This is a genomic window from Mesorhizobium sp. B2-3-13, from assembly GCF_006442195.1.
GTDB classification, from domain to species: domain Bacteria; phylum Pseudomonadota; class Alphaproteobacteria; order Rhizobiales; family Rhizobiaceae; genus Mesorhizobium; species Mesorhizobium salmacidum.
Genome location: NZ_VFVQ01000015.1, coordinates 48099 through 72463, shown reverse-complemented (window position 1 = coordinate 72463; position 24365 = coordinate 48099). Strand labels below are relative to the sequence as shown.

Sequence of the window (24365 nt, the reverse complement as noted above, 5' to 3'; positions counted from 1 at the left end):
CCGGATTGCCGACACTGGGGCCGCTACACCAGCGGCTTCAGCGCCACCCACAGCGCGCCGCCGATCAGGCCGAGGAAGATCAGCCAGCCGACCTGGTTGTTCGACCGAAACAGCCGCAGGCACTGGTCTGGATTGTCGATATCCAGAACCGCGATCTGCCGGGCCATGTGGGCGCCGGCGGCGATCAGTCCCGCCAGTGCCACCACCGGGGCCTGTGCCGAGGCGAAGGCGATGGCGAAGCAGATCAGCGTACCGCCATAGAGCCCCGCGAGCCATGCCTTGGTGTTGTCGCCGAACAGCCGCGCCGTCGAACGCACGCCGACAATGGCGTCGTCTTCCTTGTCCTGGTGCGCATAGATCGTGTCGTAGCCGATCACCCACAGGATCGAACCGATATAGAGCATGATGGCGGGACCATCGAGATCACCGAACTCGACCGCCCATCCCATCAGCGCGCCCCAGGAAAAGGCAAAACCGAGAAACAGTTGCGGCCAGTTGGTTATCCGCTTCATGAATGGGTAGACGGCGACGATCGCGAGCGAGCAGACGCCGAGCAGGATGGCGAAGCTGTTGAACTGCAACAGCACCGCCAGGCCGACCAAGGCCTGCAGCACAAGAAACAGCCAGGCCCGCCGGCGCGTGGTCTGGCCGGATGGCAGCGGGCGTGAGCGGGTGCGTTCGACCTGGTTGTCGATGTGCTCGTCGACAATGTCGTTATAGGTGCAGCCGGCGCCACGCATGGCAATGGCGCCAATCAGGAACAGCACGAGATAGAGTGGCGCCGGCAGCAGCGAAAGCAGCGGGTCGCCAGGCCGGGGATAGGCGCTCGCCGCCAGTGCGGCCGACCACCAGCATGGCCACAAAAGCAACTGCCAGCCGATCGGCCTGTCCCACCGTGCAAGCTGTGCATAGGGCCAGATCGCGCGCGGCAGCACGCGGTAGACCCAATGGCGGTTCGGCGCATCGGAGACGCGGCCCTGGGACGCTTTCGACTGGACAGGTTCCATTGGCATGGAGTGGCAGCAGCGGCGGAAACCGTCAAGCGGCAAGCAGGGCAGGAGCGTCCGTCCACCCGTCACGACGTGAAGATGTCGCGTGTGGAAAACCAGACTTTCGCCACCTCGATGAAAGCCAGCGCCGCATTCGACACGCGCTGATGCGTATCGTGGGTGAGGATGATGCGCTGCATGGGCAGCGGATCCGACAGCGGTTTGCAGACGAGGCGCAAGCCGTCATAGCTGTGGTCGCCATGCGGGCGGGTATAGCTGACCGCGACGCCGAAGCCGTTCGCCACCATGCTGCGCTGGAGTTCGAACGAGCTTGTGCGCATGTCGGCGACGGGTGACAGGCCACGGCTGCGGAACAGGTCAAGCATATGCTGCCAGCTATGCGGCTGGTCGGTCGTGATCAGCGGGTAGGCGGCCAGATCCGCCAGGCTGACCTCGGGGCGGTCCGCCAGCGCATGGCCCGCCGACAACAGCGCATGCGGCCGCAGCTCGTGCAGCAGGATGCGGGCGAAATGCGACGGCAGGCCGAGATCATAGCTGAGGCCGAGATCGACGGCGGCGTCCCCCAGGCGTCGCCCGAGCGTCTCGAACGTCTCGTCGCGGACGATGACGGCGACCGCTGGATGGCGTTCGGAGAAGGCGCGGATGAGACCCGGCGCGAAATAGGGCGCCAGATCCTCGAAGCAGCCGAGCACCAGCTCGCCGCCGATCGCCGAGTTGACCTTTCCCAGGCCCAGGAGTTCGTCTGTCTCGGCAAGAACCTGCTTTGCCTTTGCCACGGCAACACGACCGAAGGAGGTCAGCGAGACACCGCTTCCACGCTGGCGCACGAACAGTTTCTGGCCGAAATCCTTTTCGATGGCGTCGATCGCCACCGAAATAGACGGTTGCGAAATGTTGAGCGCCCGGGCCGCGCCCGTGACGCTGCCATGGCGGGCGACGGCGACGAGATAGCGTAGCTGGGTGAGCGTCAGACTCATAGTTCAAACCTATGTGTCAGATGAGAAGTTATTATTTTACTGAATGAGCCGCCGTTGCGATAGTCGCCTCGATCCTGAAAGGAGGACAACATGGCTTCCCAAACCGCTACACCGGCAATGGACACCGAAATCATCGATGCGCAGACAATCGCCGACTACCAGCGCGACGGGGCGGTCTGTGTCCGCGGCGCCTTCAAGGGCTGGGTCGACACGATCGCCGCCGGCATCGAGCGCAACATGCAGAACCGCAGCGCCACGGCGTCCGACATTGCCAATGGCCGCGGCAGCTTTTTCGACGATTACTGCAATTGGGAGCGCATTCCCGAATTCGTCAAGGTGGTGCGCGAATCGCCCGCGGCGCGACTGGCAGCCGCGGTGATGCAGTCGCGTACCGCGCAGTTCTTCCACGATCATGTTCTGGTCAAGGAACCTGGCACGCAGAAGCCGACGCCGTGGCACCAGGACATTCCCTATTATTTCGTCGACGGCCAGCAGACGGTGAGCTTCTGGATCCCTATCGATCCGGTGAAGGAGGCGACGCTGCGTCTGATCGCCGGCTCGCACAAATGGGACAAGATGATCCTGCCGGTACGCTGGCTGGACGACGGCAATTTCTACGCCGCCGAGGGTGATTATCGTCCGGTGCCCGATCCCGACAACGATCCATCGATGAAAGTTATCGAGTGGGAGATGGAGCCGGGCGACGCCATCCTGTTCGACTTCAGGACGGCGCACGGCGCGCGCGGCAACATGACCGCGGCCCGGCGCCGGGCGCTGTCGCTGCGCTGGGTCGGCGACGATGCCCATTATGTAGAGCGGCCGGGCCGCACCTCGCCGCCCTATCACGGTCATGGCATGCAGCCGGGGCAGAAGCTGCGCGAGGATTGGTTCCCGATGGTCCATCAGGGCTGAACGAGAGCCAGAATAGGGGGCGCCGGTGGCCTGCGCCCCCTATTCGGCAGGCATAACGTTCCCGTGTGCAATTCCGATCAATCCACCCTGATGCCTTGACCCGTCGTCCAGAGAGCAATAGCGGGTTGTTCTCTCTATGGGATAGTCGGCATCATGAGGTGGCCATGAACGTTCTTCTTCTCGGCTCCGGCGGCCGCGAACATGCGCTGGCCTGGAAGATCGCCGCTTCACCGCTGCTGACCAAGCTCTACGCGGCTCCCGGCAATCCGGGCATCGGCGCCGAGGCCGAACTGGTGAAGCTCGATATCGCCGATCATTCCGCCGTAGCCGCCTTCTGCCGCGAGAAGAAAATCGATCTCGTCGTGGTCGGTCCGGAGGGGCCGCTGGTCGCCGGTATCGCCGATGATCTGCGCGCCGAAAACATCCGCGTCTTCGGGCCTTCGAAGGCCGCCGCGCGGTTGGAAGGCTCGAAGGGTTTCACCAAGGATCTCTGCGCCCGCTACAACATCCCGACCGCCGCCTATGGCCGGTTCGGCGATCTGGCCTCCGCCAAGGCCTATGTCGAGAAGATGGGTGCGCCGATCGTCATCAAGGCCGATGGGCTCGCAGCCGGCAAGGGTGTCACCGTCGCCATGACGATGGATGAAGCGCAGGCGGCACTCGCTTCATGCTTCGACGGGTCCTTCGGCGCCGCCGGGGCGGAGGTGGTGATCGAGGAATTCATGACCGGCGAGGAGGCGAGTTTCTTCTGCCTCTGCGACGGCACAACGGCGCTTCCCTTCGGCACCGCGCAGGACCACAAGCGCGTCGGCGACGGCGATGTCGGTCCCAACACCGGCGGCATGGGCGCCTATTCGCCGGCCCCGGTGATGACGCCTGACATGATCGAGCGCACCATGCGCGAGATCATCGAGCCGACCATGCGCGGCATGGCCGATCTCGGTGCGCCTTTCGCCGGCATTCTGTTCGCCGGGCTGATGATCACGGAAAACGGGCCGAAGCTGATCGAATACAACACCCGCTTCGGCGATCCTGAATGCCAGGTGTTGATGATGCGGCTGAAGGACGATCTTCTGGTGCTGCTCAATGCCGCCGTCGACGGCCAGCTTGCGCATACCTCCGTGCGCTGGCGCGACGAGGCGGCGCTGACCGTTGTGATGGCGGCGAGGGGCTATCCCGGCACACCGGAGAAAGGCTCCGTCATCCGCGGCGTCGAGGACGCCGCGGGGGAAGGCGTCCAGATTTTCCATGCCGGTACAGCCATCAATGGCGGCGCGCTGGTCGCCAATGGCGGCCGTGTGCTCAACGTCACGGCGACCGGCGCCACCGTTGGCGAGGCGCAGGCGCGGGCCTATGCCGCGCTCAACCGGATCGACTGGCCGGACGGGTTCTGCCGCCGCGACATCGGCTGGCAGGCCGTGGCGCGCGAGCAGGCAGGCTGAAGCTCCGACCGGGTGGCGGCTACCGCTGGCCGCGGTCGAGAGTTGTCGAGGCCGTGCTCAGCGGGTCGGCGGCCGCTGCGAAGGCGGCGTCGAGTTGCTCGGGTGAACGCTGCCCGGCCCGCTTCCAGGCGACATATTGGACAATACCGAAGCCCGGCCGTCGCGGCACCGTCTTCACGACAGGCATGCGGAACCCGTCGCGGAATTTCGACCAGCGCGAACCGAGCACGGCGGCCATTTCCTCGAATGTCGGCGGCGTCGCCACATCGGCATAGATGATGGTCGCTTTGCCGGCCAGAGCGGCTTCCCGCGAGAGCGGCACCGGCACGCTGGCAAGATAATCGGGAGGCACGTCAATCAGGCCGCCGAAAGGCCATTGCTGGCGTAGCGTGACGGCATCCGTGGGCGCCACGTTGACGTCGATGTTGTCGGGCGTGCCGGCAACCCTGTAGGGGCAACGGAAGCGCCCGCAATTGGCCTGCGCCGAAAACTGCCAGAGCGCGTAGCCTTGCCAGTTGCCCATCGGAAAATGCACGTCAATGTCGGGCTTGTAGCGCGCGTACCACAGAGGCAGGCGCGACAGGAGCCGGTATTTGTAGCGGTTGTCGGCGATATATTGTGCGGTCTTGCCATTGGTGTAGAGCACCGGGAAGCGGCCGACGCGCCGATGCACCTGGCGCGCGAACTCCTCGGCGTCCTCGAGCGACATCCATTGCGAGGGATCGTTGCCCTCGAGGTCGAGAGCCATGAGATCATCCGGCGCGGGGTCGGCGAAATCGAGGAAATTGTTGGCCTGCTCGACCGGATTGCCGGGACGGGCGAGATGATAGGCGCCCCATTTCATGCCGAGCGCCTTGGCCACGACCCTGCGTGTCAGGAACAATTCGCGCGTCACCGCGTGGCGTTTCCACAGCGCCTTGCACAGCTTCACGTCGGTGTCGCTGCCGAAACAGAAGTAGGGCGGCGGCATGCCGTCGGACGCCTTGTTGATGAAAGCGACGATGCGTTTGTCGGTGGCAAGCCGGGCCCAGTCGATGGAATTGTACTCGTAGGCATCGACCACCAGGGCACGGTCGGCGCTCTTCCACGGCTCGGAAAAGTCCGAAGCCTTTGCCGCCATCGACAGCGCCATTGTCGCCGCAAGAGCGAGAAGAGCTGTGCGGCGAAGGAAACACGCCGTCCTTTTCAAACAGGGAATCCCCGTTGATCAAAGGCAAATCCTGGACCGCTATGGTTAAGGAAATGCTTCGGGAATGGCCAGAATCGACGCGGTCCTTGGCAGATAGCTGGCAAGCGCGAAATTTACCGGGAATCCACGACCAGCCGTTTGTAAGCATTGGCGGCTGCGCGTAGCGCTTCATTCGGTTCGGGCGGATTCACAATCGCCTACGCCAAGGCGATCTGATCCTCGATTGAGAGGCGCATGACTGCGGCCTCGTCAGGGGAGGGCAGCGCTGACCGGGTCCGCGCAATAACGGCCTGCTTGTTTGGCATCATGTCTCCTCTGGCCCAGCTTTCACCGCTGGCTGAGCGGCTGAAATTCGAACGGGTCCGGCGCGGGCTCTTGCTGCAATGTCCCTTCGGCGGCGCGTTTGCGGTGGTGGGCAAGCGAGCATCGCGGCGAGCACAATATGCCGCGATCCGACCAGTAGGCGGCACCGTTTGCCACGTCGCCGTGATAGTAGGAAAATCCCGCTGCCCGATAGGATAAGCCGCATTCAATACAGCCAATACAGCGATAGGCGTCAGGTCTAGCAAGCATTGGAATGTTCCGGTCGGCTGGTTTTCTGTCGCCGTTCGATCTGATCCGACATCGGTCGAATTTAATATAGGCCGGCCCGATTGCAAAATCCGCGTGACAAATTTTGACGTTTACGTAAAAAGAAATGGGAGACCGCCCAAAGGCGGATGGTTTTGCGGCGGCACTGGCTCTAGGGTCGGCGAGGCCGGTGCATCAGGAGGATCGAGCGGCATGTATCGGGCACCGGTCGAGGATATTGCGTTCACCCTGAAGCACGTCGCCGGCATGAAATCGGCCATCGATGCCGGTGCGTTCGGCGATCTTGGCGAGGATCTGGTCGATGCCGTCCTTGGCGAAGCTGGCCGCTTCGCCACCGAGGAGATGGCACCCCTTTATAAGATCGGCGACGAACAAGGCGCCCTGTTGAAGGACGCGGTCGTCACCACCCCGCCGGGCTGGAAGGAACTCTATCGCCGCTGGATCGAAGGCGGCTGGAACGCGCTCTCCGGGCCGGAAGAGTATGGCGGTCAGGCATTGCCGACCATGCTCGGCGTCGCCGCGCTCGAAATGTGGAATTCGGCCGCCATGGCGTTCGGCATCGGCCCGACGCTGACGATGGGCGCGGTCGAAGCGCTGGACCAGCACGCCTCTGAAGACCTCAAAGCGAAATATCTGGCAAAGCTCGTCTCCGGCGAGTGGATGGGCACGATGAACCTGACCGAGCCGCAGGCCGGATCGGATCTCGCCGCCCTGCGCAGCCGCGCCGAGCCGGCCGGCGACGGCACCTACCGCATCTTCGGCCAGAAGATATTCATCACCTATGGCGAGCACGATTTCACCGACAACATCATCCATCTGGTGCTGGCGCGGCTGCCCGATGCACCGGCCGGAACGCGCGGCATCTCGCTGTTCCTGGTGCCGAAATTCCTGGTCGACGACGATGGCACGCTGGGTGCGCGCAACGACGTCTTCTGTTCCGGCCTCGAGCACAAGCTCGGCATCCATGCCTCGCCGACCTGCACCATGATTTATGGCGATGGTTTCCAGGGTGCCCAACCCGGCGCCATCGGCTGGCTGATCGGCGAGGAGAACAAGGGCCTCGCCTGCATGTTCACCATGATGAACAATGCGCGGCTTTGCGTCGGCATGCAGGGCGTCGCTGTCGCGGAAGCCGCGACCCAGAAAGCGATCGCCTATGCCAATGACCGGCGTCAGGGCAAGGCGGCAAGTTTTGGTGGCACCGGCTTGGCGCCGATCGTCCATCACCCGGACGTGCAGCGCAATCTCCTCACCATGAAGGCGCTGACACAGATCGCCCGCGCGATCAGCTATTCCTGCGCCCACGCCATCGATCTCGCGCGCGTATCGTATGGTGACGAGGCGGCGCATTGGCGCGACCGTGCCACTCTCTTGACGCCGCTCGCCAAGGCCTTTTCCACTGATGTCGGCGTCGAGGTCGCCTCGCTTGGCGTCCAGGTGCATGGCGGCATGGGCTTCATCGAGGAAACGGGTGCGGCAGCCCTCTACCGCGACGCGCGTATCGCGCCGATCTATGAAGGCACCAACGGCATCCAGGCGATCGATCTGGTGATGCGCAAGCTGCCGCTTGGTGGCGGCGAGCACGTGCATGGCTATATCGACGAACTGGCTGGTATTGCCAATGCGGTGCGAACGTCGAACCTCGAAGGGTTTGGCCGCACCGCTGATGCTCTCGATCAGGCGCTCTTCGATTTGACGCAGGCAACGCGCTTCCTGCAGAAATCGTCGGCCGACGGCCGGACGGAGGAGGCGCTGGCGGGTGCGACGCCTTATCTCAGGCTGATCTCGCTGGCCGCCGGCGGCGCCTATCTGGCGCGGGCCGCTCTCGCCGACCAGGGCCGCATCGCGCTTTGCCGCTTCTTCGCCGAAAACCTGCTTGGCGAAGTCGGCGCTTTGAAGGAGCGCGTGATCGGCGGCGCCGAAAGCCTGGCTGCTGCCGGCAAGGCACTGATTTCTGCCTGACCTTCACAAGGAAAAGACCGTGACAGACCACATCCTCGTCGAGCGCCAGGGCGCCATCCAGATCATCCGCATGAACCGCCCGGACAAGAAGAACGCCCTGACGCGCGCCATGTATGCCAAGATGTCGACGGCCCTTGCCGAAGGCGACGCCGATCCGGCGGTCCGCGTTCATGTCTTTCTCGGTGTGCCCGGGGCCTTCTCATCCGGCAACGACCTTGCCGATTTCATGGTTATGGCTACCGGCGGCGATGGTGGCACGGAAGTCTGGGATTTCCTGCTGGCGTTGGCCCGGGTCGAAAAACCCATCGTCTCTGGCGTCGACGGCATCGCGGTCGGCATCGGCACCACGATCAACCTGCATTGCGATTTGACCTTCGCCACGCCACGCACCGTGTTCCGCACGCCCTTCGTCGATCTCGGCCTCGTGCCGGAGGCTGGATCGAGCCTTTTGGCGCCGCGCATCCTGGGTCAGCAAGCTGCGTTTGCGCTGCTTGCCCTCGGCGAAGGCTTCTCGGCCGAGCGCGCGAAGGCCGCTGGAGTGATCTACGAGGTGGTCGAGGAGGGCGCTCTGGAGGCCTCGGTCCTCTCGGCAGCCGGCCAGATCGCGGCCAAGCCCCCGCAGGCTCTCAAGATCGCGCGCGACCTGATGCGCGGCTCACGCGACGATCTGGTTGCCCGCATCGGAGTGGAGAGCGAGCATTTCCGTGAGCGGCTGAAATCCGATGAGGCGCGCGCGGCCCTCACGGCATTCATGACCAGGAAAAAGGGCTGAATCTTACCCTTTCAGGGATAAAGCCTCGTCTTGCTCCAACCACGATCGGCGTCGCGTGAGAAGACCACTCGGTCATGCAGCCGGAACGGCCTGTCGTGCCAGAATTCGATCGTCTTCGGCACGATGCGGAAGCCCGACCAGTGCTTGGGCCGTGGAATCTCGCCGATAGCGTAGCGCGCTGTGTATTCCGCGACGGCCTTTTCCAGGGCAAAGCGGCTTTCCAGCGGCCGCGACTGCTTCGAGGCCCAGGCGCCGATGCGGCTGCCGCGTGGCCGCGTTGCGTAATAGCTGTCGGCCTCGGCGTCGCTGACGATTTCCACCGGACCGCGAATGCGGACCTGGCGGCGCAGCGATTTCCAGTGGAAACACATCGCCGCCTTCATGCTGCCTAGAATCTCCTGGCCCTTGGCGCTCTCGAAATTCGTGTAGAACACAAAGCCGCTTTCATCGAACCCCTTGAGCAGCACCATCCGTACGTCCGGCATGCCCTCGGCATCGACGGTCGCCAGCGCCACGCCGTTGGCATCGTTGATTTCGCTCTTGGTGGCGTCGTCCAGCCATGCGGCAAAGAGACGAAACGGCTCGGCCGCTTCGGTAAAGTCACTGGTTATTAACGCTGTGTCACTCATAGTTTTTCTCAAATTGTCACGAGATCAGGGAGGTTGCCGATTGTCGCGTATCGCGCAAGCTTTTGACAGCAGGCAATGGGGCGTTATCGCTTCAGCCAGCGCGAAAGCGGCGATCGTGGCAATCGCCCTGCCGCTTGCCGGCTGCGGTGCGGGCGGCTTCAGCCTGGACAAAGCCGAAGTCGACCGCTCGATCCTGACCAGCAGCACATCGGCTTCGGCCAAGCCGGCCGATTCGGATCGCGACTCCGACCAGACGACGATCGGCAATGCGGTATCCTCCGCCGACATCGAGCAACTCAGTGGCCAGGCCGTGCCTTGGGCGAATGCCGGCACCGGCTCGCGCGGCTCCATCACGGAACTGGCGGAATTGAAGGACAGCGGCCAGACCTGCCGCCGCTTCAGGGCTTCGCGCGAGAGCTTTGACGGCGTTGCCATGTTCGAGGGCGAACTCTGTCTTGCCAGCGCCGGCGGCTGGCGCATGCAGGGCTTCAAGGCACTCTGATTTTCCGGCCTTGATATGATGCACCGCTACTGGAATTTCTTCCTATGCGAGCGCATATAGGGGGCAAGTATGGACTCACTCCTTTTCCAGGGCAGGAAGCATGCGCGACCCCTATGAGGTGCTGGGCGTTGCAAAGAACGCATCGGCCAAGGACATAAAATCGGCGTACCGGAAACTCGCAAAGAAACATCATCCGGACCAGAATCCGAATGATCCCAAGGCGAAGGACCGTTTTGCCGCGGCCAATCAGGCCTACGAGGTCATCGGCGACGAGAAGAACCGTGCCGCTTTCGATCGTGGCGAGATCGATGCCGACGGCAAGCCGCGTTTCCAGGGTTTTGAAGGTGCAGCCGGCGGCGGTGACCCCTTTGCCGGGTTTCGCCGCCAGCAACAGGGCGCCGGCGGCTCGCGATTCGAGTTCCGCTCGGGCCGCCCCGGTGGCGATCCGTTCGACGGCAACAGCGACATCTTCAGCCAGATTTTCGGCGATGCCTTTTCAGGCGCACGCGGGCCAGGGGCAGGCGACCGCCGCCAGCCGGCGACATCAGCTGACCTGAACGTCACGCTCGACGTCACCATCGAGGAAGCTGCGAACGCCGAAAAGGTCACGGCGATGTTCCCGGACGGCCGCAAGGTGGCGGTCAAGCTGCCGGCCTATGTCGAGGATGGCCAGACCATCCGGTTGAAAGGCCAGGGCGAGCAGGGACCGGGCCAGCCCGGCGACGCACTGGTCAAGATCCACATCCGCCGCCATCCGCGCTACCGCATCGAGGGTCGCGACCTGCACGCCGATCTGCCGGTTTCGCTGGCCGATGCTGTGCTGGGCGCCAAGGTGCCGGTCGAGACGCCGACCGGCAGGCTCGCTGTCAACGTTCCCGCTTGGTCCAGTTCCGACAAGGTCCTGCGGCTCAAGGGCAGGGGCTTGCCGGAGAAGGCCGGCGGCCATGGCGATCTCTATGCCCATGTGCGCATCATGCTGCCGGAAGGCGGCGACAGCGCGCTGGAAACGCTGTTGCGCGGCCAAAAAGGCTGATCAAGAGCTTTTGTCCCCCGAACTGTCCGGTTTGAACGCTTGAAGGGGCTGTGTGCCTGTGCGATAGGCACTCCACAAAGAGAAACCTTGCGGAGAGCGCTGACATGGCGGGTGGACAGGGCCTAATGGCCGGCAAGCGCGGCCTTATTCTTGGCGTCGCCAATAACAGGTCGATCGCCTATGGCATTGCCAAGGCCTGCGTCGATCACGGCGCCGAGATCGCACTGACCTATCAGGGCGAAGCCTTCAAGAAGCGGGTCGAGCCTCTGGCGGCGGAACTGGGCGCCTTTGTCGCCGGCCATTGCGACGTCACCGATTCCGCGAGCTTGGACGAGGTTTTCGCCAATGTCGCCAAGCATTGGGGCAAGCTCGACTTCCTCGTCCATGCCATCGCTTTTTCCGACAAGGACGAGCTGACCGGCCGTTATGTCGAGACGACGCGCGACAATTTCCTGCGCACCATGGACATTTCGGTCTATTCCTTCACCACCATCGCCAAGCGCGCCGAAGCGCTGATGACCGAGGGCGGTTCGCTGCTGACGCTGACCTATTACGGCGCCGAGAAGGTGATGCCGCACTATAACGTCATGGGCGTCGCCAAGGCGGCACTCGAGGCCAGCGTGCGTTACCTCGCGGTTGATCTTGGCGCCAAGAAGATCCGCGTCAACGCGATTTCCGCCGGCCCGATCAAGACGCTTGCCGCCTCCGGCATTGGCGATTTCCGCTACATCCTGAAGTGGAACGAATACAATTCGCCGCTGAAGCAGACAGTCACGCAGGAAGAAGTCGGCGATTCCGGCGTCTATTTCCTGTCCGACCTGTCGCGTGGCGTCACCGGCGAGGTGCACCATGTCGATTCTGGCTATCATGTCGTCGGCATGAAGGCGGTCGACGCGCCGGATATTTCGACGGTCAAGGATTAGTTCTCTCCGCCTATCCTCCGTCCAGGCCCTGGCCCGATCTCCGGAAGAGCTGATGTACCCGCTGGTTTATATCGCGCGCCACGGCCAGACCGCGTGGAACGCCGAGTTCCGGCTTCAGGGCCAGGCCGATACCGATCTCAATGCCCTCGGCCGCGAGCAGGCGACCAGAAACGGCCATCGGCTGGCCGAACTCATCGGCGATCCCAACGAGTTCGACTTCGTCGCCAGCCCAATGAGGCGGACGCGCGAGACGATGGAGCGCATCCGCGCCGCCATGAAGCTCGATCCGCTCGCCTATCGAACCGATATCAGGCTCATTGAAGTCAATTTCGGCGATTGGCAGGGCTTTACCTTTGCCGAGCTCGATACCCGGTCTCCCGGGGCAAGCAGGACGCGTGCACGCGACAAATGGAATTTTCAGCCGCCGGGCGAATGTGCCGAGAGCTATCAGATGCTGCTTGAGCGGGTGAAGCCATGGTTCGACGAGATCGACCGCAAGACGATCTGTGTCACGCATGGCGGTGTCATGCGCGCCCTGTTTCGCTTCGTGCTTGATAGGCCCGAGGACGAGGCCGCGAACCTGGAGATACCGCACGATCGCGTGCTCAAACTCGAAGGCAACAGCCTGGAATGGCTTTAGGACGCCTGGTAAAGGCCAATTCCTAACGCATGTCGCCCAAAGTGACCTCGGTTTTTGGGAAGACGACATGCACAAAAACACGACCTAAAGCGTGTCGCATGAATCCGTTTCGACGCGACGCGCTTTAGTTCGTGTCGCTGTCTCCCGGCAACTGCATGTCGGTGACGACGTTTTCGCCATCGGTCACATCGTAAGCGATGACGATGTCCATGCCTGGCTTCAGCGCGTCGAGATCGGTCTCGGCGTTCAGCTTGTAGGATTTGCCGTCATCAAGCGTCAGCGTCAACGCGTCCTTGTCGACCTTCTTGATCAGGCCTTCGGTCTGGCCGGCAAAGGCGGCGGTGGAAAGCAGCAGCGTGGCGGCAACAGCGCCAATCAGGGTACGCATCATCGTCCTCTTTGGTCATTGCGCCGGCCTGGGTGGCGGCGGATCCTCAACGGCGAATGGAGCAGAGCAGAAACCAACCGAATGTGTCAAAACTAAATCCGCCAGATCACAGTTTGACCACTGTGGAAAACGCCAATAGAAGGCTGGCTTCAGCCGGTTTCGATGCCGGGCAGGGCACTTTCCATGTCTCACAACACGTTTGGCCATCTTTTCCGCGTCACCACCTGGGGCGAGAGCCATGGCGCGGCGCTCGGCTGCGTGGTCGATGGCTGTCCGCCGGGTATCCGTTTCACGCGCGATGAAATCCAGGCCGAACTCGACAAGCGCCGACCCGGCCAATCGCGCTTCGTCACCCAACGCCGCGAGCCGGACGAGGTGAAGATCCTCTCAGGCTTCGTCCTCGACGAGGACGGCGCGACGATGATCACTACCGGTACGCCAGTCTCGATGCTGATCGAGAATGTCGATCAGCGCTCGAAGGACTATGGTGAGATCGCCCGCCAGTTCCGGCCGGGCCATGCCGACTACACCTACGAGGCCAAATACGGGGTACGGGACTATCGCGGTGGCGGCCGCTCTTCCGCACGCGAGACCGTGGCCAGGGTCGCCGCCGGCGCGCTCGCCCGCAAGGTGGTGCCGGGCATGGTCGTGCGCGGCGCGTTGGTGTCGATGGGCGAAAAGTCGATCGACCGAGCCAACTGGAACTGGAATTTCATCGGCGACGCGGAAAATCCGTTCTTCACCCCCGATCCCGCTTCCGTTCCTGTTTTCACGCAATATCTCGACGCCATTCGCAAGGCCGGCTCCTCGGTCGGCGCGGTGATCGAGATCGTCGCTGACGGCGTGCCTCCCGGCCTCGGCGCGCCGATCTACGCCAAGCTCGACCAGGACATTGCCTCCGGCCTGATGTCGATCAACGCCGTCAAGGGCGTCGAGATCGGCAACGGCTTCGAGGCCGCCCGCATCACCGGTGAGCAGAATGCCGACGAGATGCGCATGGGCAATGACGGCGAGCCGGTGTTCCTGTCTAATAATGCCGGCGGCATCCTCGGCGGCATCTCCACCGGCCAGGCGATCGTCGCGCGCTTTGCCGTGAAGCCGACGTCGTCGATCCTGACGCCGCGCAAATCGATCGACAAGGACGGCAACGACGTGGAGGTGATGACCAAGGGTCGCCACGACCCTTGCGTCGGCATCCGCGCCGTGCCGATCGGCGAGGCCATGGTTGCCTGCGCCATCGCCGACCACTATCTGCGGCACCGAGGACAGACAGGAAGGGGATAGGGACTAGGGGACTAAGCTTGGCTGCCACGCCAAAACGGCCAAATTTTCCTTTTCCCTAATCCCGCACTACCCTATTCCCCTACTCCCTGCGAGTGAAACGAGCGCTTTATGCCTTACGACCAGAAGAAAATCGTCGAAGCAATTCGGGCCTTCGAACGCGGCGAGATCGTCGTCGTCATGGACGATGACGGGCGTGAGAACGAGGGCGACCTGATCGTCGCCGCCGTCCACTGCACGCCGGAGAAGATGGCCTTCATCGTGCGCAACACGTCGGGCATCGTCTGTACGCCGATGCCGCGCGAGGAGGCCAAGCGGCTGAACCTCGCGCCGATGGTGGCCGACAATGATTCGGCCCACACGACCGCCTTCACCGTCAGCGTCGACTTCAAGCATGGCACCACGACAGGCATTTCAGCCGACGACCGCACGCTGACCGTTCGCAATCTTGCCAACGGCAATGTCGGCGCCTCCGATTTCGTCCGCCCCGGCCACATCTTTCCGCTCATCGCGCGCGAAGGCGGCGTGTTGATGCGCTCGGGTCACACCGAGGCCGCGGTCGACCTCTGCAGGCTCGCCGGCCTGCCGCCGATCGGCGTGATCTCGGAACTGGTCAATGATGACGGCACCGTCAAGCGCGGCCCGCAGGTCGCGGCCTTCGCCGAGGAGCACGGTCTCAAGCAGGTATCGGTCGCCGACCTCATCGCTTACCGGCAGCGCAAGGAAACGCTGGTCGAGCGCGTCGCCTGTTCCGACATCGAGACGCTGGGTGGCAAGGCGCAGGTCTTCACCTACACGCTGCCCTGGGACACGATGCATCACGTCGCCATCGTCTTCGGCGATATCCGCGACGGCGAGGACGTCCCGGTGCGACTGCATTCGGAGGACGTCGTAACCGATGTGTTCGGCACCAGCCACCGCCTCGACGGCATCATGAAGGCGATGGGCGAGCGCAAGCGCGGTGTCATCGTCTATCTGCGCGAGGGCTCGGTCGGCGTCGCCCACCAGGAGCGCAACCGGCCGGCGCCGGGCGATCGCGAGGACCATGAAGAGGCGCGCCGGCGCGAGAGCGAATGGCGCGAGATCGGCCTTGGTGCGCAGATCCTGAAGGATCTCGGCATTTCCTCCATCAACCTGATCGCCTCGCGCGAACGCCATTATGTCGGTCTCGAAGGGTTTGGCATCCACATCGCCAAGACCGAGATTATCTGAGCTCAAGAAATCCTGGCTGTCACTCGGCCGGGATTGCCGCCTCGCATCCTTCCAACTCGCATTCATGGGTGGCGAGGCTGCGCTGGCCGAGCAGCACCGTAACCAGTGCGATAACGCCTGATGCCACCGAAACCCAGAACCCGTTCTGGGCGCCGAACGCATCCACCACGGCGCCGGCAGCGAACGAACCGAGCGCCATGCCGATGCCGATGCCGGTGGTCACCCAGGTGATGCCTTCGGTCAGCATCGTCTCAGGCACATGCCGTTCGATCAGGCCGAAGGCGGTGATGAAGGTCGGCGAGATCGCCACGCCGCTGATGAAGACAGTCAGCGCGAGCACGGGCACGGTGCTGGCGGTAAGCGGCAGCAGTGTGCCGAGCGCGACCAACGCGACCGCGATGGCGAGCTGGCGCTGCAGCGGTGCCGTCAGATTGAGCGCGCCGATGATGATGCCGAGCACGAAGGAGCCCAGCGCATAGACGCCGATGACGAGACTTGCGGCGCCTGGCTGGCCGAGTTCCTTGGTGATCGCCACCGTGCTCACCTCCGTCGTCGCGAAAGTCGCGCCGATGAAGATCATGGCGAAGGTGATGATTTGAACCGGCCCCAGGCGGATAGCCGAGCCGGTTGAGCCATGGTCCACCGGTCGCACTTGCGGTTCGGTCGAACGCTGCAGAATGAAGGCTATCGAGCCCAGGGCCAGGAACAGCGTGCTGACGAGCACGCCCGCTTCCGGGAATAGCGCGGCGCTGAGACCAACCGACAGCGATGCGCCGGCGATGTAGACCAGTTCGTCGGCCGCCGACTCGAAGGCGAAGGCGGTGTTCATCTCGGGCCGGCCCCGGAAAATCTCGGTCCAGCGCGCGCGTATCATGGCCGGCATGCTTGGCATCGCCGCGGCCAGCAATGCCGACACGAATAGCGTCCCTATCGGCCAGTCCCGATTGGCCGATGCGATCAGGGCCGTGAATGCGAGCACGGAGATGATGGTGGTGGGGACGACAACCCGCGTCTGGCCGAGGCGGTCGACCAACCTCGATATTTGCGGCGCCAGGAAAGCATTGGCCAAGGCGAATGTCGCCGAAACCGCACCCGCCAGCCAGTATTCGCCACGCGTCTGCGACAGCATCGCCACGATGCCGATCGGCGCCATGGCGATCGGCAGGCGCGCCATGAAGCCGGCGGCGGCAAAGCCCCTGGCGCCAGGAGCGCGAAAGATTTCCGAGTAGGGGTTTTGCATGATCCTGTTCCTCGACAAGGGGCGATTCGACAATTACATACGAGACGTATAAGTCTCAAATAGACCATACGTCGCGTATGTCAATTGGCATACGGAGCGTATGTAGATAAGGCCAGAGCATGCACCGACCCCGCAAGGAGATGATCGCCGAGACGCGTGCCAAGCTGATCGCCGCGGCGCGCCAAGCCTTTGGCACCATCGGTTATGCCGAAGCGTCGATGGACGATTTCACCGCATCGGCCGGACTGACGCGCGGCGCCCTCTATCATCACTTCGGCGATAAGAAGGGACTGCTGCAGGCGGTTATCGCGCAAATCGATGCGGAAATGGCCGCGCGGGTGAATGAGGTCGCGTCGAGGGCGCCGACCCGCTGGCAGCATTTCGTCGACGAATGCACGACCTACATCGAAATGGCGCTGGAGCCGGAAATCCAGCGCATCATGTTCCGGGACGGTCCGGCCGTGCTGGGCGATCCGGCACAGTGGTCGAATGCCAATGCCTGCGTCGGTTCAATGACCGATCATCTGACCGCGCTGCAAGAGGAGGGGGTGGTCGTGCCGGGCCTCGATCCCGAGACCGCGGCGCGGCTGATCAACGGGGCGAGCAGCCAGGCCGCACAGCGGATCGCCAACTCGAACGATCCCGAAGCGACGTCGAGGAAGGTGGTGGCAGCGTTCAAGCAATTGCTCGAAGGCCTGCTCGAAAAGCCGGAAGCGCGGCCAAACTGAGCCACCGTGGCGCTCCCGCCACCGCCTGCAATTGACAATAGACGGTTTGGGCGCATCCTCCACAGCCACCTCTGGGGGATTCGGGGCATGTGGGATTTCGATATCGGCAGGTCGGTGTCCATCATGATGCGGACCTGGCCTTTCATCGTCTTTCGCATGATCGTCTATTTCGGCATCACGCTGGCCTATATCATGGCCACCGGCACGGGCGCCTCCGTCGGCTATGGCGTCGGCCATATCTCCACCGATCCCGATGGGCCGCTGTCCTTTGCCATGTGGGGCGGGATTGTTGGCTTCGGCCTCGTCTCGATCGCCGTCTACTGGATCCGCGAATACATCCTCTACGTCGTCAAGGCAGGCCATATCGCTGTCATGGTGCATCTGATCGACGGCCATGACGTACCCGACGGCCAGAACCAGATCGCCTACGCGAAAGAGGTTGTGACCGAGCGTTTTGCCGAAGCGAACATCCTTTTCGTCGTCGACCAGCTGGTCAAGGGCGCCATCCGCGCCATCACCGGCCTGTTGGGCGGCATTGCGGCTTTCCTGCCCATTCCGGGCCTGAGCGGCCTGGTCTCGTTCCTCAACACGGTGATCCGCCTGTCGCTGACCTATGTCGACGAGATCATTCTCGGCTACAACATCCGCATCAATTCGTCCTCACCCTTCGAGACCGCACGGCAAGGCGTCGTGCTCTACGCCCAGAACGGCAAGATCATGGTCAAGAACGCAGTCTGGCTGGCGTTGATCATGTGGGGGGTCTCCTTCGTCATCTTCCTGCTGATGCTGGCTCCGGCGGCCGCCATTCTTTACGTCATGCCCGGACAGCTCGCCGGCTGGGCCTTCGTTCTGGCCATTGTCTTTGCCTGGGCCTTCAAGGCGGCGTTCATCGAACCTTTCGCCATCGCGTGCCTGATGCAGGTCTATTTCAAGACCATCGAGGGCCAGGTGCCCGATGCCGCCTGGGACGCACGGCTGGCCGATGCCTCGTCGAAGTTCCGGGAACTCAAGCGCAAGGCACTCTCCACCTTCGACGGTTCGCGCTGGGGCACGGCCGGCGCGACGCGCTGATCGGCGGGGTTTGCCGGCGCAGCGGCGACGGTGTTGAGGCGGGCCACCGTAGATTTGAGCGAGGCTTCACCCTGGCCGCAAAAAGTCTCGCTCATGATCAGTTCGGGCAGCGGCAGCCGTCGGCCCCAGCCGTGCGTTTCGAGGTCCGGTTTCGGCGCAAACTCCGAGACACGGCCGACGCAGAGATAGGCGATCGGCGTCACGTGGTCGGGGATAGACAGCAGACTTTTCAGCGCTTGCGCCTCGATGATGCTGACCCAGCCGACGCCAACGCCCTCGGCGCGTGCCGCCAGCCAGAAATTCTGTACCGCGCAGACCGTACTGTAGAGATCCATTTCCGGATTGTGCCAACGTCCCAGCGGCGAGCCTTTCGAGCGCTCGTGGTCGCAGGTGATACAGATGTTGAGCGCGCTTTCGCAAATGCCTTCGAGCTTGAGCTTGCGGTAGAGCGCCCGCCGGTCCGCCTCGATTGCCGGCAGTTCCTGTTCGCGCGCGGCAAGGAACAGGTCGCGCACCTTCGACCGTCGCGCGACATCGCGAATGACGATGAAATTCCAAGGCTGCATGAAGCCGACCGATGGCGCGTGATGGGCGGCAAGCAGCAGCCGCGCCAGCACCTCGTCGTCGATCGCTTCCGATGTAAAATGGCTGCGGACGTCGCGTCGCGTGAACATGGCGCGGTAAACCGCGTCGCGCGCGATCTGATCAAATCCATTGGCCGTTGGAGCGGTCATAGCTTCCGGCATCGCTTGTCCCCTTGCGATTGCAGCAGTTCAAATTCCCAGAGCGTACTTTGTGCGTCCAGGAGGGCGCACGTCGTTCTGATGCCATCCGCCTGACCATGCGGATGACGATGCCTGCCAGGCCGGTCTTCTGGCTCGGGATCAACCCGCGTCCGGTGCCTTCCCGTCATCGACAGTGGCACTTACCGGCGCGGTCCCCCTCACAGCGTTGGGCACGCCACGGTATCAAACCGTGTTCCCGATTCTCCCGCCAGAGCATTTGCAGCCAAGTGGAATCACTTGGCGTCGCAGAATGCGGCTAAAACAAACAGACCGGCGGGCACCAGGCAGTGGCGGCGACCTTACGCCGAAGCGCCGGCGACGCCAATGCCCGCAGCGACATGAATGGACGCAGCCGTGATTTTCCCCAGCGATCAAGCCGCAACGCATGGCCATCACGGCGCCGGGGCACTAGATAGGGGGACATGGCCACTCGTCTCTACACGCACCCGATCTTCCTCGAACACATCACCCCGCCAGGTCACCCCGAGCGGCCCGACCGCTTGCGCGCCATCGAGCGCGTGCTCGACGACGAAGCTTTTGCCGCGCTTGACCGCGCCGAGGCACCGCAAGGCGACGAGGCGACCATCCTCTATGCGCATCCCGCCGATTTCGTCGCGCGCGTGCGCGCCGCCATTCCCGCTGAAGGCCTCGCCCGCATCGACGCCGACACCACCGCCAGCCCGAAGAGCTGGCAGGCGGTGATCACCGCGATCGGCGCCGCCAATGCCGCCGTCGACGACGTCTTTGCGGGCCGCGCCGACAATGTCTTCGTCGCCGCCCGGCCGCCTGGCCATCATGCTGAAAAGAACACGGCCATGGGCTTCTGCTTCTTCAACACTGCGGCTATCGCTGCCCGCTATGCGCAGAAGAAGCATGGCGCGGAGCGTGTCGCCGTCGTCGATTGGGACGTGCACCACGGCAACGGCACGCAGGATATTTTCTGGGACGATCCCTCGGTGCTCTATTGCTCGACGCACCAGATGCCGCTCTATCCCGGCACCGGCGCGAAGAACGAGACCGGCGCCGGCAACATCGTCAACGCGCCGCTGGCGCCGCAGACCGGCAGCGAGGTGTTTCGCGATGCTTTCCTGTCGCGCGTGCTGCCGGCACTCGATAATTTCGCCCCCGACCTGATCATCATTTCGGCCGGCTTCGACGCGCACCATCGCGACCCGCTGGCGGAGATCAATCTTACCGAGGACGATTTCGACTGGGCGACCGGCCAACTGATGCAGCGCGCCGCACGCCATAGCGGCAACCGGCTCGTCAGCGTGCTCGAGGGCGGCTACGATCTGCAGGGATTGGCATTTTCGGTCGGCGCCCATGTCGGGCGACTGATGAAAGGATGAATGATGACTGGTGAGATCAACGAAGACGTCAAGGCGATGAGCTTCGAGCAGGCACTCGACGCGCTGGAGAAGATCGTCGATGATCTGGAGCGTGGCGACGTGCCGCTCGACCAGTCGATCCGGATCTACGAACGCGGCGAGGCGCTGAAGGTGCATTGCGACCGGTTACTGAAGGCCGCCGAGGACAAGGTCGAGAAGATCAGGCTGTCGCGCGACGGCAAGCCGGTTGGAACCGAGCCGCTCGACGCGGACTGAGGTCCGGAGCAGGCTTACCGATTTTTGAACACGATCATGATTGAGGATACAACTCGTCCCGATTGAAACGGACAAGAGGAGATACGGAAGCGATGTGCAGAAACATCAAGACCCTGTTCAATTTTGATCCGCCGGCAACCAATGACGAAGTCCGCGGCGCGGCACTCCAGTTTGTCCGCAAGCTCAGTGGAACGACGCGACCGTCGAAACAGAACCAGCATGCGTTCGATCATGCGGTCGAAGCCATCGCGGCATCCGCACGCGAATTGCTTGATTCCCTCGAAACCCACCAGCAGCCGCGCAATCGCGAAGAGGTGGCAGCCAAACTGAGAGCAAAGGCGGCGATCCGGTTCGCCTGACATGTCCAAAGCGGCCACCGAGCGCTGACCAGGAGAGTTCATGAGCTTCTTCCCGGGGAAAGACCCTGAGGCCGGCGATGCCTTCGCCAGCGACCAGATCGAACTGATGGTCATCCCCAACGCCAAGGATATTGGCGGCTTCGAGGTGCGCCGCGCCTTGCCGACCGCCAAGAGAAGGCTGGTAGGGCCGTTCATTTTCTTCGATCGCATGGGCCCCGCGATCATGCGCACCGGCCAGGCGCTCGATGTCCGTCCCCACCCGCATATCGGCCTGTCGACCGTGACCTATCTGTTCGATGGCAAGATCAGGCATCGCGATTCGCTCGGCACCGAAATGGTGATCGAGCCCGGCGACGTGAACCTGATGACTGCGGGCCGCGGCATCGTCCACTCCGAGCGCACGCCGCAGGAATTGCGCGGCGCGCCGATGTCGATCTCCGGCCTGCAGACCTGGCTGGCTCTGCCGGACGGCAAGGAAGAGGTTGCACCGGTGTTCGAGAACACAGCGGCGCTGCGGCTTCCAGAGATCGATGCCGAAGGCGTCAGCGGCCGCGTCGTCATCGGTGACTTCCAAGGATTGCGGTCCCCGGTGCGGGCAGATTCCGACACGCTCTACGCCGATTTGCGGCTGGGGCCCGGTGCCAGCGTCAAAATCCCGGCCGATGCGGAAGAGCGCGCCATCTACACGCTGGAGGGCGAAGTCTCGATTTCGGGCGACGTCTTTCCGGCCGAACGGCTGCTGGTGTTCCGGCCCGGCGACGAGATCGTCATATCGTCGCAAACCGGTGCGCATTTCATGCTGTTCGGCGGCGCCTCGCTCGGTTCGAAGCGCTACATCTGGTGGAATTTCGTCTCTTCGTCGAAGGAGCGCATCGAGCAGGCCAAGCAGGAATGGAAGACCGGCCGCTTCGATATCGTTCCTGGCGATGAGAAAGAGTTCATTCCGCTGCCGGAAGGCTGAGCGGAGCGGTGAGGGGCTGACCGTCCGCGTCACCGACACGCATTTACTTTCGCCGGCCGGCGGCCTATCCCGCCGATGAAAAGAGAGTCTGGGCCCAACGTGAACGCAACGCCGCATACGCCGCTTCTCGACAAGGTTCGCGTCCCGGCCGAGCTGCGCACGCTGGCCGAGAGCGAATTGCCGCAACTGGCGTCCGAGCTGCGCGCCGAACTGGTCGATGCTGTCTCCCACACCGGCGGCCACCTTGGTGCCGGCCTTGGCGTGGTCGAACTGACGGTGGCGCTGCACTATGTCTTCAACACACCCGATGACCGGCTGATCTGGGATGTCGGCCATCAGGCCTATCCGCACAAGATCCTGACCGGACGCCGGGACCGCATCCGCACCTTGCGCCAGGAAGGCGGCCTGTCGGGCTTCACCCGCCGAGCCGAGAGCGAGTATGACCCGTTCGGCGCCGCCCACTCCTCGACGTCCATATCGGCTGGTCTCGGCATGGCCGCCGCCCGCGACCTTTCAGGCGGCCGCAACAATGTCATTTCAGTCATCGGCGATGGCGCAATGTCGGCCGGCATGGCCTATGAGGCGATGAACAATGCCGGCGCGCTCGATGCCCGCCTCATCGTCATCCTCAACGACAACGACATGTCGATTGCGCCGCCGACCGGCGCCATGAGCGCCTATCTGGCGCGCCTGGCTTCCGGCAAGGCCTATATCGGCTTGCGCGACTTTGGCAAGAAACTGACCTCCTATCTCGGCAAGCGGGCCGATCGAGCCATCACCCGCGCGGTCGAGCATGCGCGCGGCTATGTCACCGGCGGCACTTTGTTCGAGGAACTCGGCTTCTATCACATCGGCCCGATCGACGGTCACAATCTGGAGCATCTGATCCCGGTCCTGAAAAATGTCCGCGACAACGGCAAGGGTCCGGTGCTGATCCATGTCGTCACCCAGAAGGGCAAGGGTTATGCGCCGGCGGAAGCGGCCGCCGACAAATACCATGGCGTCAATAAATTCGACGTCATCACCGGCGCGCAGGCCAAGGCGCCGGCCAACGCGCCGGCCTACACCAAGGTGTTCGCCGAAAGCCTGATCCAGGAGGGCCGCGAGGACGATCGCATCGTCGCCGTCACCGCCGCCATGCCGAGCGGCACCGGCCTCGATCTGTTCGGCGAGGTGTTCCCGTCGAGGACCTTCGATGTCGGCATCGCCGAGCAGCATGCGGTGACCTTCGCCGCCGGCCTGGCGACGGAAGGCTATAAGCCGTTCGCGGCGATCTATTCGACGTTCCTGCAGCGCGCCTACGATCAGGTCGTCCATGACGTCGCGATCCAGAAACTACCGGTGCGTTTCCCCATCGATCGCGCCGGCTTTGTCGGCGCCGATGGCGCCACCCATTGCGGCGCGTTCGACACCACCTTCCTGGCAAGCCTGCCCGGCTTTGTCGTGATGGCTGCCGCCGACGAAGCGGAGTTGCGCCACATGGTGCGCACCGCCGCCAGCTATGACGATGGGCCGATCGCCTTCCGCTATCCGCGCGGCAACGGGGTCGGCGTCGACATGCCCGAGCGCGGCTCGGTTCTCGAGATCGGCAAAGGCCGCATCGTCCGGGAAGGCAGCAAGGTTGCCCTGCTGTCCTTCGGCACGCGCTTGCAGGATTGCCTCATCGCCGCCGAGGAACTCGGTGCGGCCGGGCTTTCCACCACCGTTGCCGACGCCCGCTTCGCCAAGCCGCTCGACCAGGATTTGATCCGCCGGCTAGCCCGCTCGCATGAGGTGCTGGTGACGGTGGAGGAGGGCGCTATTGGAGGCTTCGCCAGCCATGTACTGCAGTTCCTTGCCCATGAAGGACTGCTGGAAAATGGCCTGAAGGTACGCCCGCTGGTACTGCCGGACGCCTTCACCGACCACGCCAAGCCGGAGAAGATGTATGCCGACGCCGGCCTCGACGCCGCCGGGATCGTGCGCACTGTTTTCACGGCCCTCGGCCATACGGTCCGCGCCCAGCGCGCCTGAATCAAAACCTGAACAGCTTGGATCAGTTTGCCGGCTTTATTTTGTAACGCGTTGTTAACGCTTCCGTTTGGCGTTTCGCTTACTGTGTCCCTTGGCCGTTTTTCAACGGCACCCTGCTAGACCGGCGTCAGGCAGGGAGAC

24 protein-coding genes, 1 pseudogene and 1 riboswitch are annotated in these 24365 nt (G+C 63.4%); of the genes and pseudogenes, 17 read left to right on the top strand and 8 right to left on the bottom strand.

Annotated elements, in window-relative coordinates:
• Window positions 1-23: 23 nt before the first annotated feature.
• Together ubiA and FJ941_RS18765 are read right to left on the bottom strand one after the other, a co-directional pair.
• Window positions 24-1007 carry a 4-hydroxybenzoate octaprenyltransferase gene (ubiA, locus tag FJ941_RS18770; RefSeq protein ID WP_181169872.1) on the bottom strand — a complete coding sequence of 328 codons (984 nt, stop codon included), beginning with the start codon at window positions 1005-1007 and terminating at the stop codon, window positions 24-26.
• A 68-nt stretch (window positions 1008-1075) separates the two neighbouring features.
• Complete coding sequence (locus FJ941_RS18765; RefSeq protein ID WP_140507846.1) at window positions 1076-1987, bottom strand: LysR family transcriptional regulator; 912 nt, start codon at window positions 1985-1987, stop codon at window positions 1076-1078.
• Window positions 1988-2077: 90 nt separating this feature from the next.
• Here FJ941_RS18765 and FJ941_RS18760 point away from each other — a divergent pair, with 90 nt between their 5' ends.
• Window positions 2078-2899: a phytanoyl-CoA dioxygenase family protein gene (locus FJ941_RS18760; protein ID WP_140507845.1), complete on the top strand. Its 822-nt coding sequence runs from the start codon at window positions 2078-2080 to the stop codon at window positions 2897-2899.
• Window positions 2900-3063: 164 nt separating this feature from the next.
• A complete protein-coding gene (gene purD / locus FJ941_RS18755; protein ID WP_140507843.1) occupies window positions 3064-4341 on the top strand; it encodes a phosphoribosylamine--glycine ligase in 1278 nt (425 codons plus the stop codon).
• 19 nt (window positions 4342-4360) lie between these two features.
• On the opposite strand, the gene FJ941_RS18750 is transcribed toward purD, so the two are convergent.
• Both FJ941_RS18750 and FJ941_RS29470 read right to left on the bottom strand, forming a co-directional pair.
• Window positions 4361-5473 (bottom strand): glycoside hydrolase family 25 protein, encoded by a 1113-nt coding sequence (locus FJ941_RS18750; RefSeq protein ID WP_140507841.1) that lies wholly within the window; start codon window positions 5471-5473, stop codon window positions 4361-4363.
• Window positions 5474-5857: 384 nt separating this feature from the next.
• Window positions 5858-6103 (bottom strand): hypothetical protein, encoded by a 246-nt coding sequence (locus FJ941_RS29470; protein WP_140507840.1) that lies wholly within the window; start codon window positions 6101-6103, stop codon window positions 5858-5860.
• A gap of 210 nt (window positions 6104-6313) precedes the next feature.
• Between FJ941_RS29470 and FJ941_RS18735 the strand changes: the two genes are divergently transcribed.
• Entirely contained in the window at window positions 6314-8083 is a 1770-nt protein-coding gene (locus tag FJ941_RS18735) for an acyl-CoA dehydrogenase (RefSeq protein ID WP_140507838.1), read from the top strand.
• Between the two features lie 19 nt (window positions 8084-8102).
• Entirely contained in the window at window positions 8103-8855 is a 753-nt protein-coding gene (locus FJ941_RS18730) for a crotonase/enoyl-CoA hydratase family protein (protein ID WP_140507836.1), read from the top strand.
• Window positions 8856-8866: 11 nt separating this feature from the next.
• Here FJ941_RS18730 and pdxH read toward each other — a convergent pair whose 3' ends face one another.
• Entirely contained in the window at window positions 8867-9484 is a 618-nt protein-coding gene (pdxH, locus tag FJ941_RS18725) for a pyridoxamine 5'-phosphate oxidase (protein ID WP_140507834.1), read from the bottom strand.
• Window positions 9485-9524: 40 nt separating this feature from the next.
• On the opposite strand from pdxH, the gene FJ941_RS18720 reads away from it, so the two are divergent.
• The 4 genes from FJ941_RS18720 to FJ941_RS18705 all read left to right on the top strand — a co-directional run bounded on the left by FJ941_RS18720 (window position 9525) and on the right by FJ941_RS18705 (window position 12582).
• Window positions 9525-9986 carry an RT0821/Lpp0805 family surface protein gene (locus tag FJ941_RS18720; protein WP_140507832.1) on the top strand — a complete coding sequence of 154 codons (462 nt, stop codon included), beginning with the start codon at window positions 9525-9527 and terminating at the stop codon, window positions 9984-9986.
• 100 nt (window positions 9987-10086) lie between these two features.
• Window positions 10087-11019 carry a J domain-containing protein gene (locus FJ941_RS18715; protein WP_140507830.1) on the top strand — a complete coding sequence of 311 codons (933 nt, stop codon included), beginning with the start codon at window positions 10087-10089 and terminating at the stop codon, window positions 11017-11019.
• Between the two features lie 104 nt (window positions 11020-11123).
• Complete coding sequence (gene fabI / locus FJ941_RS18710) at window positions 11124-11942, top strand: enoyl-ACP reductase FabI (protein WP_140507828.1); 819 nt, start codon at window positions 11124-11126, stop codon at window positions 11940-11942.
• Window positions 11943-11994: 52 nt separating this feature from the next.
• Window positions 11995-12582: a histidine phosphatase family protein gene (locus tag FJ941_RS18705; protein ID WP_140507827.1), complete on the top strand. Its 588-nt coding sequence runs from the start codon at window positions 11995-11997 to the stop codon at window positions 12580-12582.
• A 124-nt stretch (window positions 12583-12706) separates the two neighbouring features.
• Here FJ941_RS18705 and FJ941_RS18700 read toward each other — a convergent pair whose 3' ends face one another.
• Complete coding sequence (locus tag FJ941_RS18700; RefSeq protein WP_023783490.1) at window positions 12707-12970, bottom strand: DUF1344 domain-containing protein; 264 nt, start codon at window positions 12968-12970, stop codon at window positions 12707-12709.
• A 183-nt stretch (window positions 12971-13153) separates the two neighbouring features.
• On the opposite strand from FJ941_RS18700, the gene aroC reads away from it, so the two are divergent.
• Both aroC and ribB read left to right on the top strand, forming a co-directional pair.
• Window positions 13154-14254 carry a chorismate synthase gene (gene aroC, locus FJ941_RS18695; protein ID WP_140507825.1) on the top strand — a complete coding sequence of 367 codons (1101 nt, stop codon included), beginning with the start codon at window positions 13154-13156 and terminating at the stop codon, window positions 14252-14254.
• A gap of 108 nt (window positions 14255-14362) precedes the next feature.
• Window positions 14363-15463, top strand: a complete 1101-nt coding sequence (ribB, locus tag FJ941_RS18690) for a 3,4-dihydroxy-2-butanone-4-phosphate synthase (RefSeq protein WP_140507823.1) — start codon at window positions 14363-14365, stop codon at window positions 15461-15463.
• A gap of 19 nt (window positions 15464-15482) precedes the next feature.
• Here ribB and FJ941_RS18685 read toward each other — a convergent pair whose 3' ends face one another.
• Window positions 15483-16703 carry an MFS transporter gene (locus tag FJ941_RS18685; RefSeq protein ID WP_140507822.1) on the bottom strand — a complete coding sequence of 407 codons (1221 nt, stop codon included), beginning with the start codon at window positions 16701-16703 and terminating at the stop codon, window positions 15483-15485.
• A 119-nt stretch (window positions 16704-16822) separates the two neighbouring features.
• Here FJ941_RS18685 and FJ941_RS18680 point away from each other — a divergent pair, with 119 nt between their 5' ends.
• Window positions 16823-17431 carry a TetR/AcrR family transcriptional regulator gene (locus tag FJ941_RS18680; RefSeq protein WP_140507820.1) on the top strand — a complete coding sequence of 203 codons (609 nt, stop codon included), beginning with the start codon at window positions 16823-16825 and terminating at the stop codon, window positions 17429-17431.
• Between the two features lie 87 nt (window positions 17432-17518).
• The gene (locus FJ941_RS18675; RefSeq protein ID WP_246673875.1) at window positions 17519-18502 is read left to right on the top strand and encodes a hypothetical protein; all 984 of its coding nucleotides are present in this window, start codon (window positions 17519-17521) and stop codon (window positions 18500-18502) included.
• A 164-nt stretch (window positions 18503-18666) separates the two neighbouring features.
• Here FJ941_RS18675 and bluB read toward each other — a convergent pair.
• A pseudogene (gene bluB / locus FJ941_RS29465) lies at window positions 18667-19176 on the bottom strand (5,6-dimethylbenzimidazole synthase); the annotation flags it as partial.
• Window positions 19177-19347: 171 nt separating this feature from the next.
• Window positions 19348-19530: riboswitch (cobalamin riboswitch) on the bottom strand.
• 179 nt (window positions 19531-19709) lie between these two features.
• Here bluB and FJ941_RS18665 point away from each other — a divergent pair.
• From FJ941_RS18665 to dxs, 5 genes are all read left to right on the top strand, one after another.
• Entirely contained in the window at window positions 19710-20636 is a 927-nt protein-coding gene (locus FJ941_RS18665; RefSeq protein ID WP_140507816.1) for a histone deacetylase family protein, read from the top strand.
• A gap of 3 nt (window positions 20637-20639) precedes the next feature.
• Window positions 20640-20891, top strand: coding sequence for an exodeoxyribonuclease VII small subunit (locus FJ941_RS18660; RefSeq protein WP_015318808.1), 252 nt, complete (start codon window positions 20640-20642; stop codon window positions 20889-20891).
• Between the two features lie 92 nt (window positions 20892-20983).
• Entirely contained in the window at window positions 20984-21250 is a 267-nt protein-coding gene (locus tag FJ941_RS18655; protein WP_140507814.1) for a DUF2277 domain-containing protein, read from the top strand.
• Window positions 21251-21290: 40 nt separating this feature from the next.
• Window positions 21291-22211 (top strand): pirin family protein, encoded by a 921-nt coding sequence (locus FJ941_RS18650; RefSeq protein WP_140507812.1) that lies wholly within the window; start codon window positions 21291-21293, stop codon window positions 22209-22211.
• A gap of 75 nt (window positions 22212-22286) precedes the next feature.
• The gene (gene dxs / locus FJ941_RS18645; RefSeq protein ID WP_181169866.1) at window positions 22287-24224 is read left to right on the top strand and encodes a 1-deoxy-D-xylulose-5-phosphate synthase; all 1938 of its coding nucleotides are present in this window, start codon (window positions 22287-22289) and stop codon (window positions 24222-24224) included.
• Window positions 24225-24365 lie beyond the last annotated feature (141 nt).